Consider the following 17,866-nt stretch of genomic DNA (forward strand, 5'->3'; position numbering starts at 1 on the left):
GATACGACCACCCGGCCGCCAGCCCACGCGAAACCTCTTCCCGCTCGGCCAGCGTCAAGCCTGCGGCATGGCGTATGCGCACCGCAGGGGCGATCCCGCCGTGCGCCGCCAATACGCCACGCACCGCCGCCGCCTTGCAGCCCAGCGCCCGCCCAATCTCACTGGCGGGCCGGCCCTGCTTCCAAAGCAGCCACACTTGCTGCCTCATCCCATCGGGCAGCCCCGGTCGTCCACGTCGTGCCATCGGTACCTCCCCCCAAGGGGGCAGTTAGGCTACCGTTGCGATGACCAATTGAATCCACCGGGGAAACCCGTCGAAAATCGCCGGAAATGGTGGGAAAGCGATCAAATCGAGGCTGGTCCGGCGCGCTGATGCTGAAATCCGAGTATCAGAGTGCGTTGATCAGACCTTCCCTAGTACGCCGCTCGAGGACACGCCCCAGCTGGCGCAGGAAACCGGATCCGGCGGTGCGGGGCTCAATCGAGTCCGACCACCGCGCCGTGCAGGCGTGGCGCGCCGGCATGGACATCGGTCCAGACCACGTGCGCGCGGCCGGCGTGCAGCGCCAGTTGCGGGAAGCCGGTGCCGCGGCCGCGGCCGGACAGGCGCGCGAGTTCGAGCTGCTGCAAGGTGCGCGACAGGTCCGGCGCGAGCCGGGCGAGCTGCAGCGACTGGCCCTGCGCGTCCTCGCGCAGCCACAGCGCCCACACCGCCTGGCCGTCGTGGGCCAGGTCCACCCGCCCCTGCACCGCGGTGCCGCGGTCGAGCACGACCGGCGCGGCGAAGCGTGCGCCGGCGTCGTCGCTGCGGGCGAGCTTGAGCGTGGGCACGCCATCGGCGGCGGTGTACCAGGCGACCACGACGGTGGCGCCATGCGCGGCGATCGCCGGGCCGTTGACCGGGCAGGCCGGCATCTTCCACTCGTCGGCGTGCACGCGGCGCGGCGCGCTCCAGCCTTGCGGCGTATGCAGCAGGGTGTAGATGTCGCGGATCTCGCCCGCGGTGCGGTCGCGGTAGACGAGCACGGTGCCCTGCGGCGTGCGCGCGGCGTCGGTCTGGCAGCAGTCGCAGGTGGAGGCGTCGAGCTCGGTGTCATCGTGGCGCGCGAGCGCGGCGTCAAAATCCGCCGCGCGCAGCGTCATCATCCCGCCGCCGTGGCCCTCGTGGGCGCCCGCGCCGCCGCCGGTATGGCGGCCGTCGAGCCAGGCGATGCCGAGGCGGTCGTGCGCGGCCGGCCACAGGGCGACGAAGCCGTGCTCGGTGGGCGTGCCGTCGTCGTTGACGCGCACGCCCGCCGACCAGGTCGCCCCACCGTCGGCTGAACGCGCCAGCACCACGTCGTAGGCGTAGGGCGCGGCGGCCGACTTGCGCAGCCAGTGCGCCCACAGCGCGCCGTCGGCCGTGGCCTGCAGGTGCGGCGTGTCGGCCCAGTTCACGAACCAGTCCTCGCCGCGCGCGATCGTGCGCGGCGCGCTCCAGCGCCCGCCGGCAAAACGCGCGAACTGCAGCGCGTGACCCGGCGCCTGCGGCGCGATCCACGACAGCAGCAGGCTGCCGTCGTCGGCGGCGACCAGGTCGGGTTGCGCGGCCGGCGCCGGTGCGGGCAGCGTCCAGTCCTGGCGCACCAGACGCGGTTCCGGCGCGGCGGGCGCCGGGGCGGGCTGCTCGCGTCCGCAGGCGGCGAGCAACAGGAGGGCGAGGACGGGCAGCGGGCGCAGGGTGGTCATGCGCTGCAGCCTAGCGCAAGCGCGCCGCGCGCTCACGCGACCTGGCTGCGCCGGGCGCGGGTGAGGTGCACCAGCAGCAGCGAGATCGCCGCCGGGGTCATGCCGGGGATGCGCTGTGCCTGGCCGATGGTCTGCGGGCGCACGCGCGACAGTTTCTGCCGCACCTCGGCCGACAGACCGGACACCTGGGCGTAGTCGAAATCGGCCGGGATCGGCGTGTGCTCGTGGCGCTGGCGGCGCGCGATCTCCTCGCGCTGACGGTCGAGATAGCCCGAGTACTTCGCGCCGATCTCGACCTGCTCGGCGACCTTCGCATCCTCCACGCCGGGGCCCAGCGCGGGCACGCGCATCAGGGCGGCGTAGTCGAGCTCGGGCCGCTTGAGCAGGTCGTAGGCGGTGGTCTCGCGGCCGACCTCGACGCCGAGCGTGTCGGCGATGGCGCGTCCGAGCGCGTTGCCGGGGGCGGCCCAGGTCGCGCGCAGGCGCGCCTCTTCGCGCGCGACCGCCTCGCGCTTGCGTTCGAACGCGGCCCAGCGCGCATCACTCACCACCCCGAGCTCGCGGCCGACCGGCGTCAGGCGCAGGTCGGCGTTGTCCTCGCGCAGTTGCAGCCGGTATTCGGCGCGCGAGGTGAACATGCGGTAGGGCTCGTTGGTGCCATGGGTGATCAGGTCGTCCACCAGCACGCCGAGGTAGGCCTCGTCGCGGCGCGGCGACCACGGCGCGCGCGCCTGCACGTGGCGTGCGGCGTTGATGCCGGCGAGCAGGCCCTGCGCCGCGGCCTCCTCGTAGCCGGTGGTGCCGTTGATCTGGCCGGCGAAGAACAGCCCGGCGACGGCCTTGGTCTCCAGCGAGGCCTTGAGCCCGCGCGGGTCGAAGAAGTCGTACTCGATCGCATAGCCCGGGCGGGTGATGTGCGCGCGTTCGAAGCCGCGGATCGAGCGCACCAGCTCGAGCTGCACGTCGAACGGCAGCGAGGTGGAGATGCCGTTGGGATAGATCTCGACCACGTCGAGCCCTTCCGGCTCGACGAAGATCTGGTGCGCGGGCTTCTCGGCGAAGCGCACCACCTTGTCCTCGATCGAGGGGCAGTAGCGCGGGCCGATGCCCTCGATCTGGCCGGTGTACAGCGGGCTGCGGTCGAGCGCGCCGCGGATGATGTCGTGGGTGCGCTCGCAGGTGTGGGTGATCCAGCAGCTGACCTGGCGCGGATGGTCGGCGTGGGTGCCGAGGAACGAGAACACCGGGCGCGGTTCGTCGCCCGGCTGCTCCTCCATCACCGCGTAGTCGAGGGTGCGGCCGTCGATGCGCGGCGGGGTGCCGGTCTTGAGCCGGTCCACCACGAACGGGCGCTCGCGCAGGCGCGCGGCGAGCGTGGTCGCGGGCGGGTCGCCCATGCGCCCGGCGCTGTACTGGGTCGGCCCGATGTGGATCCGGCCGGCGAGGAAGGTGCCGGCGGTGAGCACCACCGCGGGCGCCTCGAAGCGGAGCCCGGTGTTGGTGACCGCGCCGCGCACCGCATCGCCCTCGATCACCAGGTCGTCCACCGCGGCCTGGAACACGGTCAGGTTCGGCTGGCGCTCGATCGCGCGGCGGATGAAGGCGCGGTACAGCGCGCGGTCGGCCTGGCAGCGGGTCGCGCGCACCGCCGGGCCCTTGCTGGCGTTGAGCGTGCGCCACTGGATGCCGGCGGCGTCCGCGGCGCGGGCCATGATCCCGCCGAGGGCATCTATCTCCTTGACCAGATGGCCCTTGCCGATGCCGCCGATGGCCGGGTTGCAGCTCATCGCGCCGACGGTCTCGATGCTGTGGGTCAGCAGCAGGGTGCGACAGCCCGCGCGCGCGGCGGCGAGCGCGGCCTCGGTGCCGGCGTGGCCGCCGCCGATCACGATCACGTCGTAGCGGTAGAAGCTGCTGCGCATCAGGGCCGGAACTGCGAAAACCCGCACATTCTAGGGCGCCGCGGGCGGCCGCGGCCGGAAAGTTGGCATGCTTCCTGCGTCATTTCCTCCGCACCCGACGTGGCAGACGCCACGCGTCGGCCGGACTGGAACAGGGGCCGGCCAGCGCACGTCGGGGGAGCGCGGGGGCCGGATGTCGGGGGACATCCGGCCCCATTTTTTTGCCTCTGGCGCGGCGCCGCCCGGACTGGCGGATGCCGCGCGCGGCCGGCGGTGCCGGGGGGATGGGGCGCCGGCGCCCGACAGGGTGTGCGGAACAGGGGGGATCCGTAAGGCCCCGCCGGGCGCCGGCATCGAAACTGCCGTGACCCTGGTCGGAATGCGACGCAGCAGGTCACTCGCGGCCTAGCTTGCGCCGCGCAGTGCGTGCGCGCAAGCCTTACGGGGTGTGCTCTTCGTCACGTTCTTGCACACGCCGCATCGCCGGCTGCGGTGCGGGACGCTCGCTTTCGTGCCAGCGTGGCGCGCTGCGGGCAGGCGGCGGACCGGGTTCGGCCAGCCGCGGTCGCACCTCGCCCGTCCACTCCCGCGGGCGACGCGGCCCTTCCCCGCCCCCGGGATCGCCCAGGCGCGGATCGCCGGAACGCAACGGCGGCTCTCCCGGCATCCCGTGCTGCGCGTCCTCGCGCATCTCGCTACGCCGGCGCAGGTGCTCGAGATCGCGCCACGGCGAACGCGGACGATCGGGCGTGGGATCCACGGTCGATTCGCCCGGCTTCACTGGCCGCCGGTGCACGTAGGGATACGGGTGCCAGTAGTAGGGATAACCGTAATACGGAAACCAGCCGTAGTAGGGGTAGTACGGATAGCCGTAACGGAACCCGAGCTGCCAGCCCGCGCGCGGGTAGCCGTAATGACCGTAGAAGCTCCACGGATGGCCGTAGTAGTGCTCGCGGTATTCGACGGCGGGTTGGCCGTAGTAGTAGTCGCCGCGGCCCTGGTAGTAGCGGTAGTCGGCGGTGGTGACGCAGCCGGCCAGCAACGCCGCAACCGCGACGGGTGGAATCAGTGTGCGGATCATGGCGCGGCCCCCGTTCCGTGATGTCGGCAGCATCGAACCCCGGCTTTGAATCCGTGCTTAATCCGTCCGGACGGAGCCCGCGCCCCGGGCTCGCGCCGCATCCCCGGCGCTGGCAGCATGACGCGCCCCCTCCCGGATCGCCCCGATGACCCTGCACCAGGCCTCCGGCCACTGGCGCCTCGGCCTCACCCTGAGCCTGGCCACGGCCCTGTTCTGGGCGACGCTGCCGATCGCGCTCAAGCTCACCCTCGAGCTGCTCGACCCGATCACCCTGACCTGGTTCCGGTTCCTGGTCGCGGCCGCGGTCACCGCGGCGTGGCTCGGCTGGCGCGGCCGGCTGCGCGGCTTCGGCCTGCTCACCCGCCGGCGCTGGGCGATGCTGCTGGTGGCGGCGCTGATGCTGGTGGGCAACTACGTGTTCTACCTGCTCGGCGTGCAGCACACCACGCCGGCGAACGCGCAGCTGCTGATCCAGCTCGCGCCGCTGCTGATGGCGCTGGGCGGGATCTGGGTGTTCGGCGAGCGCTTCCGCGCCGCGCAGTGGCTCGGCCTGCTGCTGCTCGCCGGAGGCATGCTGCTGTTCTTCGGCGACCAGTTGCGCGCGGCCGCGCAGGCGCCCGGCTACGTGCTCGGCTCGGCCTTCGTCGTGCTCGGCGCGCTGGTGTGGGCGGTGTACGCGCTGCTGCAGAAGCAGCTGCTGCTGCACCTGGGCTCGATGCAGATCCTGCTCGCGATCTACGTGGTGGCCACGCTCGCGCTGTGGCCGTTCGCGCAGCCCTCGGCGCTGCTGCGGCTGGACGCGCTGCACTGGGCCCTGCTCGGCTACTGCGCGTTCAACACCATCGCCGCCTACGGCGCCTTCGCCGAGGCGCTGGCGCACTGGGAGGCCTCGCGCGTGTCGGCGGTGCTGGCGACCACGCCGCTGCTGTGCATCGCCGCGGTCGCCGCCACCCACGCCCTGTGGCCGCAGCTGCTGGCGCCGGAGCGGATCGCGCCGGCAGGCTGGCTCGGCGCGGTGCTGGTGGTGGCCGGCTCGGCCGCGGTCAGCCTGCTCGGCCGGCGCGGGGCGCGCTAGCATGCGCGGCATGAACGCCGCCGCCATGTCCTTGCCGACCTTCGACGACGTGCTCGCCGCCGCGGCGCGGATCGCGCCGCACGCGCACGTCACGCCCGTGCTGCGTTCGCGCGCGCTCGATGCGCTGGTCGGCGCGGAGCTGCACTTCAAATGCGAGAACCTGCAGCGTGTCGGCGCGTTCAAGTTCCGCGGCGCCTGCAACGCGGTCTGGGCGCTGCCGGAGGACGTCGCCCGGCGCGGCGTGGTCACCCATTCCTCGGGCAACCATGGCGCGGCGCTGGCGCTGGCGGCGCGCACGCGCGGGATCGCCTGCCACGTGGTGGTGCCGGAAGGCGCGGTGCGCAGCAAGCTCGCCGCGATCGAGGGCTACGGCGCCGCGCTGCACTTCTGCGCGCCGAACATCGCCGCGCGCGAGGCAGCCTGCGCGCAGCTGCAGGCGCAGACCGGCGCGAGCCTGGTCCACCCCTACGCCGACCCGCAGGTGATCGCTGGCCAGGGCACCGCCGCGCTGGAGCTGCTCAGCCATGCCGGTGCGCTCGACGCGCTGGTCGTGCCGGTCGGTGGCGGCGGCCTGGCCAGCGGCACCACCCTGGCCGCGGCCGCGCTGGCGCCGGCCTGTCGCGTGTTCGTGGCCGAGCCGGCCGGCGCCGACGACACCGCGCGCTCGCTGGCGCGCGGAGAACGCGTCACCGACTTCGTTCCCGACACCCTCTGCGACGGCTTGCGCGGCACCCTCGGCGAGCAGGACTTCGTGATCCTGCGTGCACACGGGGTCGAGGCGCTGACCGTGACCGACGCCGAGACCGTGGCCGCGATGCGATTGCTGTGGACCCGGCTGAAACTGGTGGTGGAGCCGTCCTCGGCGGTGGTGCTGGCGGCCCTGCACAAGCACCGCGAACGCTTCGCCGGCCAGCGCGTGGGCGTGATCCTGTCCGGCGGCAACGTGGACCTCGACGCGTTGCCGGCCCTGTTCGCACTCGCAGCGGAGGAGTGACCCATGAAGATCGACGGCTCCCGTCAGCACGACCGTGCCATCGAACTGGTGCTCGCCTACTACGCGGCCTTCAACCGCGGCGACTGGGACGGCATGCTTGCCCTGCTCACCGACGATGTCGTGCACGACCTCAACCAGGGCCCGCGCGAGGTCGGCAAGGCCGCCTTCCGCGCCTTCCTCGAACGCATGGCGCGCTGCTACCGCGAGCAGCTGCGCGACATCGTGGCGATGACCGCGCCCGACGGCTCGCGTGCGGCGGCCGAGTACGTGGTGCACGGCGAGTACCTCGCCGACGACGCCGGCCTGCCGAAGGCGCGCGGGCAGAAATACGTGCTGCCCGGCGGCGCGTTCTTCACCCTGCGCGACGGCCGCATCGCGCGGGTGACCAACTACTACAACCTGCAGGAGTGGCTGGCGCAGGTGGCCTGACGCCGGACACCCGGGCTAACGGTTTCTTACGCAGGCGGCGGGCATGATGCGCCGCTCCTCGTCGCCGCCTGCCGCATGCTCCGCCTCCTGCGTTCGCCCGCCGCCTGGAGCGCCGCGCTCGTCCTCCTGCTCGCCTTCGCCTGGCTCGGCAGCCGCGGCATCTGGGATCCGGACGAGGGTCGTTACACCAACGTCGCCCTGCACATGCTCGAGAGCGGCGACTGGCTCAATCCGCGCCGCAGCGACGACGTCGGGCACTGGACCAAGCCGCCACTGACCTACTGGGCGATCGCCGCCAGCATCGGCACGTTCGGATACTCGCCGTGGGCGGCGCGGCTGCCCGGCGCGCTGGCCTACCTGGCCTGCGTGTTCTTCGCCTGGCGCCTGGCGCGCCGGCTCGCGCCGGGGCAGGAACGGCTGGCGGCGCTGGCCTACGCGCTGATGCCGCTGACCTTCGGCGCCTCCCAGGTCATCACCGCGGACGCGCCGCTCGCGCTCTGGACCGGCCTGGCGCTGTGGGCCTACGTCGAGGCGCGCTTCGGCCCGGGCCGACACATCGGCGCGTGGCTGGCGCTGATGTGGGCGGGGTTCGCGCTCGCCTTCCTGACCAAGGGCCCGCCGGCGCTGTTGCTGCTGCTGGCCCTGGCCGTGTACGACCTGCTGCTGCCGGAACGGCGCGCGCACCGCCTGTTCACCGCCAGCGGGTTGCTGCTGTTCGGCCTGCTCGCCCTGCCCTGGTATGTCGCGGTAATCCGCGGGCATCCGGGCCTGCTGCAACACTGGCTCGGCGACGAAGTGCTGCACCGGATCGCGACCAATGAGTTCAACCGCCACGGCGAGTGGTACGGCTGGCTGGTGGTGTACGGGCCCACGCTCACCCTCGGCACGCTGCCGTGGACACCGGCGCTGTGGCGCTGGTGCCGGGCGCTGCCGGCGCGGTTGCGGCGCTGGCGTGCGGGATCGGCGCGGGCAGCCGACCGGGTCGAGCTGCTGCTGGCGGTGACGGTGCTGCTGCCGCTGGCCATGCTGCTGGTGGCGCGGTCGCGGATGCCGCTCTACGTGCTGCCGCTGCTGCTGCCGCTGGCGGTGGTCGTGGCCCGCCAGTACGCAGCCGACGCGCGCCCGGCGCCGCGCTGGCGCTTCGTGCTCGCCTGGGCGGCCGGACTGCTGGCGATCAAGCTGGGCGCGGTGTTCTGGCCCACGCACAAGAACGCCGCCGGGTGGGCCGAGGCGATCACCGCCCGCGCCGGCACGCCGGTCCGGGAGATCGTGTTCGTGGACGACATGGCGCGCTATGGCCTGCACCTGCACCTGGGCGCCACCGTCGAGCGCATCACTCTGACGCCGTCGCCGCAACCGGCCTACGACCCCGTGTACGACGAGCCGCTGGCGGTGGAACTGGCCGAACGCGAACCGCACGTGGTCTGGATCACCAAGCAGGCGCTGTGGCCGCAGGTCCGGGCCCAGATCGCACGCAACGGCTACCGTGCCATTCCGCTCGGCACGCCCTACCGGGAGCGGGTGCTGTTCCGGGTGGTGCCGGTCCCCGCGCTCACCGGCGACGGCGAATCGGGATCTGCGCCACCGGCACCGCGGTGACCTCCATGCCGCCGAGCCGGATCGGGGTGCCGGCCTCGGGCGCCCAGGCCATCGCGGTGATCACTTCCCAGCTCGCGGGCAGCTGCCCCGCGGCGTCGCGGAAGCCCTCGTAGGCGGCGGCGGCGGCGGCGAAGCGGGCCTTGCCGGTGAGCGTGTGCCGGCGCGCGGCGAGCGCGTTGGTGGCGCCGATCGCGCGCAGTTCGCGCATCAGCGCCGGCAGGTCGGGGTAGTGCGTGCGCAGCAGGTCGCGGTCGAGCACCGGATCGCGGAACCCGGCCTGCACCAGCGCGTCGCCGAACTGCGCGATCGAGGCGAACGGGCTCACGTGCGGCACCGCGTCGGCGCTGGCGAAGGCCGCGCGCAGCTCGTGCAGGGTGTCGGGGCCGAAGGTCGAAACCAGCAGCAGCCCGCCGGGGCGCAGCACCCGGCGCAGTTCGGCGAACGCGGCCGGCAGGTCCTCGATCCATTGCAGGCACAGGTTCGAGAACAGCACGTCCACGCTGGCCTCGCGCAGCGGCAGCGCGCGCAGGTCGGCGCACACCGGTGCGGGACGGCGCGCGAACGGCCGCCACGAGCCGGCGTGGCGGCGCACCTGGCGCAGCATCGGCAGCGCCAGGTCGAGCGCCAGCACCCGCGCCTTCGGCCAGTGCCGCTGCATCGCGGCGGCGGCGCGGCCGGGGCCGCAGCCGAGGTCGAGCACCACCTCCGGCACGGGGCGCGCGAGCGCGGGGTCGGCGAGATAGTCGAGCGATTCGAGCAGGCGCGACTCGATCTCGTGCTGCAGCCGCGCGGCGGCGGCGTACTCCGGCGCGGCGCGGGAGAAGGCGCGGCGCACGTGGCGGGTGTCGAACAGGGCGGTCACGGCGCGGGCACGCGGGCGAGGAACGGGGCGAGGTGCGCGGCCACCGCGTCGGCATGGGTCAGGAACGGGGCATGGCCGGCGTGTTCGACCACGTGCATGTCGCTGCCGGGCGCGCGCGCGGCCGCCTCGCGCATCGCGCGCGGATCCACCAGGCGGTCGCGGCGGCCGGCCAGCCACAGGCTCGGCACCGCCAGCGTCGGCAGCGCCGCGCGCAGGTCCGTGGTCTCCAGCAGCCCCAGGCCATCGGCGAGCACGTGCGGATCGGGTTCGCCGCGCGCGAGCAGGTCGTGGCGCAGCATCCGGATCTCGTCCCGGGCATGGTCGGAGCCGAACGCCTCCAGGGCGATGAAGCGCTCGAGCGTGCCGGCATAGTCGTGGCGCAGGCCGTGGGCGAAGTCGTGGAAGATCTCGGCCGAGACACCGTAGCGCCAGTCCTCGCCGCGCACGAAGCGTGGAGTCGCGCACAGCATCGCCAGCGCCGGCACCCGCGCCGGCGCGCGCGCGGCGGCATGCAGCGCGAGCAGGCCGCCGAGCGACCAGCCCAGCCACGGCGCCGGCGGCAGGATGTCGAAGAGCGCGTCCACGCAGGGCTCGAGCGCGAGCGGCACGCCGCAGCCGCGGCTGCGGCCGTGCCCGGGCAGGTCCACCACGTGCAGGGTCCAGTGCGCGCGCAGGCGCGCCACCAGCGGCGCGAACACGCCGCCATGCATCGCCCAGCCGTGCAGCAGCACCAGCGGCGGGCCGGCGCCCGCGCGCTCGACGTGCAGGTCGCTCATGCCTGCGCCGCGTCCGCGCGGTAGCCGCGTTCGACCGCCTCGCGCGCCCAGGCCAGCGCGTCGAGCAGCGCATCCACGTCGGACGCGGTGTGCAGGGCCGAGAGGGTGATGCGCAGGCGCGCGCCGCCCTCGGGCACGGTCGGCGGGCGGATCGGCGCGGCCCAGAACCCCTGCGCCTCGAGCGCCTGCGCCATCGCCACCGCGCGCGCGTCCTCGCCGCACAGCAGCGGCTGGATCGGCGTGTCGGAGGGCAGCAGCTCGAAGCCATGCCGGGCCGCGCCCGCGCGCAGGCGTGCGATGAGTTCGGCCAGCCGGTCGCGCCGCCACTGGTCCTTGCGCGCGAGCTTGACCGCGGCCAGCGTCGCTGCCGCCTGCGCCGGCGGCAGCGCGGTGGTGTAGAGGTACGGGCGCGCGCTCTGCGCCAGGTGTTCGATCAGCGCGGCCTCGCCGAGCACGACCGCGCCGTAGCCGCCGAGCGCCTTGCCGAGCGTGGCCAGCTGCAACGGCACCGCCTCGACTCCGAGCCGGGCCGCGGCCACGCTGCCGCGCCCGTCCGGCCCGACCACGCCGACGCCGTGCGCATCGTCCACGTACAGCAGCGCGTGCTGCACGCGCGCCACCAGCGCCAGTTCGCGCAGCGGGGCGATGTCGCCGTCCATGCTGAACACGCCGTCGGTGGCGAGCAGGGCCGCGCCGTCGGGCACGCTGCGCAGCTGGCGCAGCGCGCCTTCGGCGTCGGCGTGCGGATAGCGGCGCAGGCGGCAGCCGGCCAGGCGCGCGGCGTCGATCAGGCTGGCGTGGTTGAGCCGGTCCTGCACGCACAGGTCCTCGTCGCCGAGCAGCGCCTGCACCACCGCCAGGTTGGCCAGGAAGCCGCTGCCGAACAGCAGCGCGCGCGGATAGCCCAGCCAGTCGGCGAGTTCGCGTTCGAGCTGCTGGTGCAGGACGTGGTGCCCGCAGACCAGGTGCGAGGCCAGCCCGCCCGCGCCCTCACGCGAGGCCGCGTCCTGCAGCGCGTTGGTGACCGCGAAATGCTGGCCGAGGCCGAGGTAGTCGTTGCCGCAGAATCCGGTCAGCCAGTGCCCGTCCACTTCCAGGCGCACGCCGTCGCGGCGGGTGACGGTGCGGCGCGCGCGCGTGCGGCCGAGCGCGGCGCGCTGCACGCGCTGCTGCTCGACCCGCTCGCGCAGCGACGGCCGCATCAGGCGGCCTCGCCGGTGATCGCGGCGTGGACGGTGCCGCGGCAGGGGTCGGCCTCGGCCTCGGCGGCCGCCACCGGCATCGGCTTCAGGCCCAGGCGCGCGAACAGGGCCTGGTCACGGGCGGCGTCCGGGTTGCCGGTGGTCAGCAGCTTCTCGCCGTAGAAGATCGAATTGGCGCCGGCGAGGAAGCACAGCGCCTGCAGTTCGTCGCTCATGGTCTCGCGCCCGGCCGACAGGCGGACCATAGACTGGGGCATGAGCAGGCGCGTAACTGCGATGGTGCGCACGAATTCGAAGGGATCCAGTTCACGGGTGCCGTGCAGCGGGGTGCCCTCGACCTGGACCAGACGGTTGATCGGCACCGAGTCCGGATGCGCCGGCAGGTTGGCCAGCGCCTGCAGCAGCCCGGCGCGCTGTTCGCGCGACTCGCCCATGCCGACGATGCCGCCGCAGCAGGTCTTCAGCCCGGCCTCGCGCACGTGGGCCAGGGTCTGCAGCCGGTCCTGGTACTCGCGGGTGTGGATGATCTCGCCGTAGAACTCGGGCGCGGTGTCGAGGTTGTGGTTGTAGTAGTCCAGGCCGGCGTCCTTCAGCGCGCGCGCCTGGGTGTCGCTGAGCATGCCGAGGGTGGCGCAGGTCTCCAGCCCCAGCGCCTTCACCTCCGCGATCATCGCCGCGACCTTGGGGATGTCGCGGTCCTTGGGCGAGCGCCAGGCCGCGCCCATGCAGAAGCGGGTGGCGCCGGCGGCCTTGGCCTGGCGCGCCTTCTCCACCACCTGCGCGACCTCCATCAGCTTGGTCGCCTGCACCCCGGTGTGGTAGCGCGCGGCCTGCGGGCAGTAGGCGCAATCCTCCGGGCAGCCGCCGGTCTTGACCGAGAGCAGGGTGCTGACCTGGACCTCGCTCGGGTCGAAGTGCGCGCGGTGCACGCTCGCGGCGCGGTGCAGCAGTTCCGGGAACGGCAGGTCGAACAGCGCGAGCACTTCCTCGCGGGTCCAGTCGTGGCGGAGGGCACTGACGGCAGGCATGGGCGTTGTCCGACGGCGGCAGGAAGGCGGGGCGGGCAGTCTGGAAACCATGTCCGTCCCTGTCAACCAACCCGCCCCCGCCCCGGTTGACGGCCTGACCGCGCGGCTCGGCTTCTGGCTGCGCAACGACGCCAGCCGCCTGCTGCTGCCGACCCGCTGCCTGGTCTGCGGCGCGCCCGGCGGCGAGGCCCTGGACCTGTGCCCCGCCTGCGAGGCCGCCCTGCCCTGGAACCGGATCGCCTGCCCCGGCTGCGCCCAGCCGCTGCCGGCCCCGGCCGCACCCCGCTGCGGGGCGTGCCGGTCGGCCGCCGTGCCGCTGGCGGCGGTGCACGCCGCTTTCGTCTATGCCGCGCCGGTGGACGGGCTGCTGCGCCGGTTCAAGTTCCACGGCGACCTCGCCGCCGGCGCATTGCTGGCGCAGCTGATGGCCGGTTCCGGCGCCGGCTGGCCGCGCCCGCAGGCGCTGCTGCCGGTGCCGCTGCACGCCGCGCGCCTGCGCCGGCGCGGCTACGACCAGGCGCGGGAACTGGCCGCGCCGCTGGCGCGCGCGCTCGGCCTGCCGCTGCTCGACCGCGCGCTGGTGCGGGTGCGCGCCACCGGCGCCCAGTCCGAGCGGGATGCGGCCGAACGCCACCGCAACCTCGCCGGGGCCTTCGTCGTGCGGCCCGGCGCAGCGCTGCCCGCGCACGTGGCCCTGGTGGACGACGTGATGACCACCGGCGCGACCCTGCACGCGGCGGCGGACGCGCTCACGCGCGCGGGCGTGGCGCGGGTGGAGGCGTGGGTGTGCGCGCGGGCGCCCTAGCCAGCCCCTGTGGCCGGGGGCATGACTGGCGGGACGTAGGTCAGGGTGGTCCCCAGCAGCCACAACAGGCCCAGCACCAGCGGGATGTGCACCAGCAGCTGCACGAAGGTGAAGCCGACGATGTCGCGCGCCTTCAGCCCCAGCACGCCCAGCAGCGGCAGCATCCAGAACGGGTTGATCAGGTTCGGCAGCGCCTCGGCGGCGTTGTAGATCTGCACCGCCCAGCCGAGGTGGTACTGCAGCGCGTTCGCCGCCTGCATCACGTACGGCGCCTCGATGATCCACTTGCCGCCGCCGGAGGGGACGAAGAAACCGAGCACCGCCGAATACGTGCCCATCACCACGGCGAAGGTGTCGTGGGTGGTGATCCGCACGAACACCTCGGACAGCCGCTGCGCCAGGGTGGCGCCGTCGGCGCCGGGCACCTGGGTCAGCAGCATCGCGATCCCGCCGTACAGCGGGAACTGCACCAGCACCCCGGTGGTGGCCGGCACCGCATGGCCGACCGCATCCAGGAAGCTGCGCGGCCGCCAGTGCAGCAGCAGGCCGAGGGCGAGGAACAGCAGGTTGTAGGTGTTGAGGTCGGCGATCGCCACCACCGCCGGTTTCGACACGAACTCGCCGAGCAGCCAGCCGAACGCGAGCAGCGACAGCAGCACCGTGAGCAGCGGGCTGTACTCGAGCCATTCGCCCGGGCGGGTGCGCGGCGGCAGCGCCTGCCGCGTCGGCTCCGGCGCGAGCTCGAACGCTTGCGCCGTGCGCGCGGCCGCGCCGGTCGGCGCGGTCAACCACGCCACCCACACCGAGGCCGCGACCAGGATCGCGGTCAGCAGCAGCGACTGCCACAGGAAGATGGTCTGGGTGAACGGCAGCACGCCGGTGATCTCGACCAGCCCCGGCGGCATGCTGGCCGGGTTGGCCTGCAATTGCGCGGCCGAGGAACTGATCCCCATCGCCCACACCGCGCCCAGGCCCAGATAGGCCGCGGCGCCGGCCGCACGGTAGTCCATGTCGAGTTCCGCACGCCGCGCCAGCGCGCGCACCAGGAGCCCGGCGAACACCAGCGAGAAGCCCCACGACAGCAGCGAGGTCAGCATCGAGAGGGTGGCCACGAACGCCACCGCGCCGCGCCCGCTGCGCGGCACCCGCGCCAGGCGTTCGATCAGGCGCGCGACCACCGGCGCGGTCGCGACCACGTAGCCGCCGATCACCACGAACACCATCTGCATGGTGAACGGGATCAGGCTCCAGAAGCCCTTGCCGAAGCCCTGCGCGGTGGCCTGCGGCGTGGCGCCGGTGGCCAGCGCCGCCGCGGCCACGATCAGCACCGCGAGCGCGGCGAACACCCAGGCATCGGGAAACCAGCGTTCGGCGAAGGCCGCGCTGCGCAGCGCGGCGCGCACCGTCCAGCCCACTTGCGGCGCCCGCGGGTCCTGCATCGGCTCAGCCCCCCTGCCCCACCGCGTACTCCAGCGCCAGCCCGGCGAACACCGCCATTCCCACCCAGTGGTTGTGGAGGAAGGCACGGAAGCAGGCCGCACGCTCGCGCCGGCGCGCAAGCGCGAACTGGTACAGCACCAGCAGCGCCGCCACGCCCAGCCCGGCCCACCAGTACATACCGAGCTGCGCCTGCCGCCCGACCAGGATCAGCGCGATGAAGAACAGCGCGTACAGCACTCCCTGCGCGACCAGGTCGAGTTCGCCGAACAGGATCGCGGTGGACTTCGCGCCCATGCGCAGGTCGTCGTCGCGGTCCACCATCGCGTACCAGGTGTCGTAGGCGGTGGCCCAGAAGATGTTGGCCACGTACAGCAGCCAGGCGAGCGGCGGCACCTCGCCCTGCAAGGCCGCGAACGCCATCGGGATGCCCCAGCCGAAGGCCAGCCCCAGATAGACCTGCGGGAAGTACGTGTAGCGCTTCAGGTACGGATAGGTGGCCGCCAGCACCACCCCGACCACGCTCAGCAGCACGGTGAGCCGGTTCAGGGTCAGCACCAGCGCGAAGGCCACCAGCATCAGCACCGCGAACAGCGCCAGCGCTTCGCGCCCGGACACCGCGCCGGTGGCCAGCGGCCGCGTCCGGGTGCGCTCCACGTGCGGGTCGAGCCAGCGGTCGGCGTAGTCGTTGATCACGCAGCCGGCCGAACGCGTCAGCCACACGCCGAGGGTGAACACCAGCAGCGGCCAGGCCGGCGGCACGCCCCCGGCGGCCAGCCACAGGCCCCACCAGGTCGGCCACAGCAGCAGCAGCCAGCCGATCGGGCGGTCGCCGCGCACCAGCCTCCAGTACTGCCCCAGCCGTTCGCGCCAGCGCGGCACCGGTTCCGGGAGCGGGGGATAGTCGCGTTCGTAGCTCATCGCCGACAGCCTAGCAGCCGCACGCGCCGCGGCCGCCGTGGCCGGCGCCGGTGCAGCTGTGCGAGAATTGCGCCCCGCGCTCTCAAGGCGCGGCTGTTTTCCCGCGCGCCCGTAGCTCAGCCGGATAGAGTAGCGGCTTCCGAAGCCGTTGGTCGGGGGTTCGAATCCCTCCGGGCGCGCCACCTTCCCTCCCGGCGCTCGCACCGCTGCGGCGCTTCTGGAATAATTCGCGGTCTTTGGCCCCAGCCCTGCGCGGCGCGCGCCGCGCGACAGGACGGCACCGTGCGCAACTACGACCTCGACTTCCTCAAGAAATTCTCGATGGTGATCGGCTTCCTGGCGCTGCTCACCCTCGGCCTGATCCTGTTCGCCCGCCACCTGCACGGCGTGCTGCCGCAGGAGCCGGACCCGGCGGTGGTCAAGGCCACCGAGGCGCGGATCGCGCCGGCCGGGGCGGTGTACGCGGGCGCCACCGGCGCGGCCGAGCAGGCCGCGGCGCAGGCGGCGGCCGCGGCCGCGGCGGCCTCGCAGGTCGCCTACGGCGGCACCCTCGACGGCGCGGTGATCTACAACAACCTGTGCACCGGCTGCCACACCTCGGGCGCCGGCGGCGCGCCGACCCTGACCGCCGCAGGCATGGGCGCCCGCGCCGCCAAGGGCGTGGAGACCCTGTACAAGAACGCGATCGAGGGCTTCCAGGGCAGCGCCGGGGTGATGCCGGCCAAGGGCGGCAACCCGGCCCTGACCGACGAGCAGGTCAAGGCCACCGTGGACTGGATGCTGGCGAACGTGAAGTAAGCCGTCCGGCCCCGCCCGGTCTTTCCGACGCCGCCTGCGGGCGGCGTCGGCGTTTCCGGCCCCCGCGTCCGGCCGCGCTTGCGCACTGCCAACACGCCCTCGGGCATGATTTCCGGGATGAACACGCCCGCCTTCCCCACCATCCCGACCGCCACCGGCCATCCCCTGATGCTCCCGGGCCCCGCCGGCCCCCTCGAGCTGGTCGTGGATCTGCCCGAGCCGGAGGCCCCGCCGCGGCCGCTGGTGGCGGTGGTCTGCCACCCGCTGCCGACCGAGGGCGGGACCCTGCACAACAAGGTGGTGACGATGACCGCGCGCGCCCTGCGCGAATGCGGCGCGGCCACCGTGCGCTTCAACTTCCGCGGCGCCGGCCATTCCGCCGGCACCTTCGACCATGGCCAGGGCGAGGGCGAGGACCTGCGCGCGGTGGTGGCCTGGGTGCGCGCGCAGCGGCCGCAGGCGCAGCTGTGGCTGGCCGGCTTCAGCTTCGGCGCCTACGTCTCGCTGCGGATGGCGGCGCAGCTGCAGCCGCAACTGCTGCTGTCCATCGCCCCGCCGGTGGGGCGCCACTGGGACTTCGCCGCGATCGAACCGCCGAACTGCCCGTGGCTGGTGATCCAGGGCGAGGACGACGAGATCGTGGACGCGCAGGCGGTGCGCGCCTGGGCCGAGACCCGGCAGCCGCCACCGGAGCTGGTGCTGATGCCCGAGACCGGCCACTTCTTCCACCGCAAGCTGATGGACCTGCGCGGGGCGATCAAGAGCGGGGTGCGGCCGTACCTGCCCGAGCCGGACACGTGAGGCACCGGGCGGCTACCAGCAGCCTTCCTCCGGCGTCTTGCGGCCGAGGTGGTTGATGCCCATCGTGCCGCACGAGGTTTCGCGCTGCTGCCGCCCCTGCGGGGCGGCGGTGATGGCGAAACTGGTGGCGGTGGGCTCGCCGGCGGCAAATTCGATCGTGTAGTGCTCGGCCAGGCGCGCGGCACAACCCGGCAGGGCCGCGCCGGTGTAGCGCATGTTGAGTGTGTAGTGGCGCTCCATCGCCTGCGCGGCCTCGGTCAGGCAGGCCTGGGCCTCGCTGCGGCGGCTCTTGAGGATGGCGAACTCGTAACCGGCCACCGCCAGCGCGGCGAGGATGCCGACGATCGCCACCGCGATCATCAGCTCGATCAGGGTGAAGCCGCGCATCCTGCGCGGCCCGCCGTTGCGCTGTCCGCCGTACGCGCACAT

General features: G+C 73.6%; 17 protein-coding genes, 1 tRNA gene and 1 pseudogene. 8 read left to right on the top strand and 11 right to left on the bottom strand.

Features of this window, described 5'->3' with window-relative positions:
* The 4 genes and pseudogenes from FPV26_RS12750 to FPV26_RS07380 all read right to left on the bottom strand — a co-directional run.
* A pseudogene (locus FPV26_RS12750) lies at nucleotides 1-196 on the bottom strand (IS30 family transposase); the annotation flags it as partial.
* 281 nt (nucleotides 197-477) lie between these two features.
* A complete protein-coding gene (locus FPV26_RS07370) occupies nucleotides 478-1,728 on the bottom strand; it encodes a sialidase family protein (protein ID WP_147653214.1) in 1,251 nt (416 codons plus the stop codon).
* A gap of 32 nt (nucleotides 1,729-1,760) precedes the next feature.
* Nucleotides 1,761-3,650, bottom strand: coding sequence for a tRNA uridine-5-carboxymethylaminomethyl(34) synthesis enzyme MnmG (mnmG, locus tag FPV26_RS07375; RefSeq protein WP_147653215.1), 1,890 nt, complete (start codon nucleotides 3,648-3,650; stop codon nucleotides 1,761-1,763).
* 418 nt (nucleotides 3,651-4,068) lie between these two features.
* Nucleotides 4,069-4,710: a hypothetical protein gene (locus FPV26_RS07380; protein WP_147653216.1), complete on the bottom strand. Its 642-nt coding sequence runs from the start codon at nucleotides 4,708-4,710 to the stop codon at nucleotides 4,069-4,071.
* A 145-nt stretch (nucleotides 4,711-4,855) separates the two neighbouring features.
* Here FPV26_RS07380 and FPV26_RS07385 point away from each other — a divergent pair, with 145 nt between their 5' ends.
* From FPV26_RS07385 to FPV26_RS07400, 4 genes are all read left to right on the top strand, one after another.
* Nucleotides 4,856-5,785, top strand: coding sequence for a DMT family transporter (locus FPV26_RS07385; RefSeq protein ID WP_147653217.1), 930 nt, complete (start codon nucleotides 4,856-4,858; stop codon nucleotides 5,783-5,785).
* Nucleotides 5,786-5,795: 10 nt separating this feature from the next.
* Entirely contained in the window at nucleotides 5,796-6,779 is a 984-nt protein-coding gene (locus tag FPV26_RS07390; RefSeq protein WP_147653218.1) for a pyridoxal-phosphate dependent enzyme, read from the top strand.
* A 3-nt stretch (nucleotides 6,780-6,782) separates the two neighbouring features.
* Nucleotides 6,783-7,208: a nuclear transport factor 2 family protein gene (locus FPV26_RS07395; RefSeq protein WP_147653219.1), complete on the top strand. Its 426-nt coding sequence runs from the start codon at nucleotides 6,783-6,785 to the stop codon at nucleotides 7,206-7,208.
* 75 nt (nucleotides 7,209-7,283) lie between these two features.
* The gene (locus FPV26_RS07400; protein ID WP_147653220.1) at nucleotides 7,284-8,807 is read left to right on the top strand and encodes an ArnT family glycosyltransferase; all 1,524 of its coding nucleotides are present in this window, start codon (nucleotides 7,284-7,286) and stop codon (nucleotides 8,805-8,807) included.
* On the opposite strand, the gene bioC is transcribed toward FPV26_RS07400, so the two are convergent.
* The 4 genes from bioC to bioB are packed head-to-tail and all read right to left on the bottom strand — an operon-like array spanning nucleotide 8,761 to nucleotide 12,675.
* A complete protein-coding gene (gene bioC / locus FPV26_RS07405) occupies nucleotides 8,761-9,669 on the bottom strand; it encodes a malonyl-ACP O-methyltransferase BioC (protein ID WP_147653221.1) in 909 nt (302 codons plus the stop codon). The two genes, FPV26_RS07400 and bioC, sit on opposite strands and share 47 nt — an antisense overlap.
* Nucleotides 9,666-10,436, bottom strand: coding sequence for a pimeloyl-ACP methyl ester esterase BioH (bioH, locus tag FPV26_RS07410; RefSeq protein WP_147653315.1), 771 nt, complete (start codon nucleotides 10,434-10,436; stop codon nucleotides 9,666-9,668). The genes bioC and bioH overlap by 4 nt, the downstream gene beginning before the upstream one ends.
* A 5-nt stretch (nucleotides 10,437-10,441) precedes the next feature.
* On the bottom strand, nucleotides 10,442-11,650 hold the full coding sequence (gene bioF / locus FPV26_RS07415; protein ID WP_425473075.1) for an 8-amino-7-oxononanoate synthase: 1,209 nt from the start codon (nucleotides 11,648-11,650) through the stop codon (nucleotides 10,442-10,444).
* Nucleotides 11,647-12,675, bottom strand: coding sequence for a biotin synthase BioB (gene bioB, locus FPV26_RS07420; protein WP_147653223.1), 1,029 nt, complete (start codon nucleotides 12,673-12,675; stop codon nucleotides 11,647-11,649). Before bioB ends, bioF begins: the two co-directional genes overlap by 4 nt.
* A gap of 49 nt (nucleotides 12,676-12,724) precedes the next feature.
* Here bioB and FPV26_RS07425 point away from each other — a divergent pair, with 49 nt between their 5' ends.
* Complete coding sequence (locus tag FPV26_RS07425) at nucleotides 12,725-13,480, top strand: ComF family protein (protein WP_147653224.1); 756 nt, start codon at nucleotides 12,725-12,727, stop codon at nucleotides 13,478-13,480.
* Here FPV26_RS07425 and FPV26_RS07430 read toward each other — a convergent pair.
* A complete protein-coding gene (locus FPV26_RS07430; RefSeq protein WP_147653225.1) occupies nucleotides 13,477-14,919 on the bottom strand; it encodes a short-chain fatty acid transporter in 1,443 nt (480 codons plus the stop codon). The genes FPV26_RS07425 and FPV26_RS07430 overlap by 4 nt on opposite strands.
* Nucleotides 14,920-14,923: 4 nt before the next feature.
* Complete coding sequence (ubiA, locus tag FPV26_RS07435) at nucleotides 14,924-15,838, bottom strand: 4-hydroxybenzoate octaprenyltransferase (protein ID WP_147653226.1); 915 nt, start codon at nucleotides 15,836-15,838, stop codon at nucleotides 14,924-14,926.
* A gap of 105 nt (nucleotides 15,839-15,943) precedes the next feature.
* On the opposite strand from ubiA, the gene FPV26_RS07440 reads away from it, so the two are divergent.
* The 3 genes from FPV26_RS07440 (at nucleotide 15,944) to FPV26_RS07450 (ending at nucleotide 17,437) form a co-directional block, all read left to right on the top strand.
* A tRNA-Arg gene (locus FPV26_RS07440) sits at nucleotides 15,944-16,020 on the top strand.
* Between the two features lie 100 nt (nucleotides 16,021-16,120).
* Nucleotides 16,121-16,636, top strand: coding sequence for a c-type cytochrome (locus FPV26_RS07445; RefSeq protein WP_147653227.1), 516 nt, complete (start codon nucleotides 16,121-16,123; stop codon nucleotides 16,634-16,636).
* Nucleotides 16,637-16,753: 117 nt separating this feature from the next.
* Nucleotides 16,754-17,437: an alpha/beta hydrolase gene (locus FPV26_RS07450; RefSeq protein ID WP_147653228.1), complete on the top strand. Its 684-nt coding sequence runs from the start codon at nucleotides 16,754-16,756 to the stop codon at nucleotides 17,435-17,437.
* 12 nt (nucleotides 17,438-17,449) lie between these two features.
* Here the strand turns inward: FPV26_RS07450 and FPV26_RS07455 are convergent, their stop codons facing one another.
* Nucleotides 17,450-17,866, bottom strand: coding sequence for a type IV pilin protein (locus FPV26_RS07455; RefSeq protein WP_147653229.1), 417 nt, complete (start codon nucleotides 17,864-17,866; stop codon nucleotides 17,450-17,452).

This window comes from Vulcaniibacterium gelatinicum (genome assembly GCF_008033445.1).
GTDB classification, from domain to species: Bacteria; Pseudomonadota; Gammaproteobacteria; order Xanthomonadales; family Xanthomonadaceae; genus Vulcaniibacterium_B; species Vulcaniibacterium_B gelatinicum.

What these genes read in the sequence shown, in the direction of transcription:
- bioB (WP_147653223.1), bottom strand. Translation starts at nt 12,675, where the DNA reads ATGCCTGCCGTCAGTGCCCTCCGCCACGACTGGACCCGCGAGGAAGTG.
- FPV26_RS07370 (WP_147653214.1), bottom strand. Translation starts at nt 1,728, where the DNA reads ATGACCACCCTGCGCCCGCTGCCCGTCCTCGCCCTCCTGTTGCTCGCC.
- FPV26_RS07390 (WP_147653218.1), top strand. Translation starts at nt 5,796, where the DNA reads ATGAACGCCGCCGCCATGTCCTTGCCGACCTTCGACGACGTGCTCGCC.
- FPV26_RS07385 (WP_147653217.1), top strand. Translation starts at nt 4,856, where the DNA reads ATGACCCTGCACCAGGCCTCCGGCCACTGGCGCCTCGGCCTCACCCTG.
- FPV26_RS07380 (WP_147653216.1), bottom strand. Translation starts at nt 4,710, where the DNA reads ATGATCCGCACACTGATTCCACCCGTCGCGGTTGCGGCGTTGCTGGCC.
- mnmG (WP_147653215.1), bottom strand. Translation starts at nt 3,650, where the DNA reads ATGCGCAGCAGCTTCTACCGCTACGACGTGATCGTGATCGGCGGCGGC.
- FPV26_RS07395 (WP_147653219.1), top strand. Translation starts at nt 6,783, where the DNA reads ATGAAGATCGACGGCTCCCGTCAGCACGACCGTGCCATCGAACTGGTG.
- FPV26_RS07450 (WP_147653228.1), top strand. Translation starts at nt 16,754, where the DNA reads ATGAACACGCCCGCCTTCCCCACCATCCCGACCGCCACCGGCCATCCC.
- FPV26_RS07455 (WP_147653229.1), bottom strand. Translation starts at nt 17,866, where the DNA reads ATGTGCGCGTACGGCGGACAGCGCAACGGCGGGCCGCGCAGGATGCGC.
- FPV26_RS07430 (WP_147653225.1), bottom strand. Translation starts at nt 14,919, where the DNA reads ATGCAGGACCCGCGGGCGCCGCAAGTGGGCTGGACGGTGCGCGCCGCG.
- FPV26_RS07400 (WP_147653220.1), top strand. Translation starts at nt 7,284, where the DNA reads ATGCTCCGCCTCCTGCGTTCGCCCGCCGCCTGGAGCGCCGCGCTCGTC.
- FPV26_RS07425 (WP_147653224.1), top strand. Translation starts at nt 12,725, where the DNA reads ATGTCCGTCCCTGTCAACCAACCCGCCCCCGCCCCGGTTGACGGCCTG.
- ubiA (WP_147653226.1), bottom strand. Translation starts at nt 15,838, where the DNA reads ATGAGCTACGAACGCGACTATCCCCCGCTCCCGGAACCGGTGCCGCGC.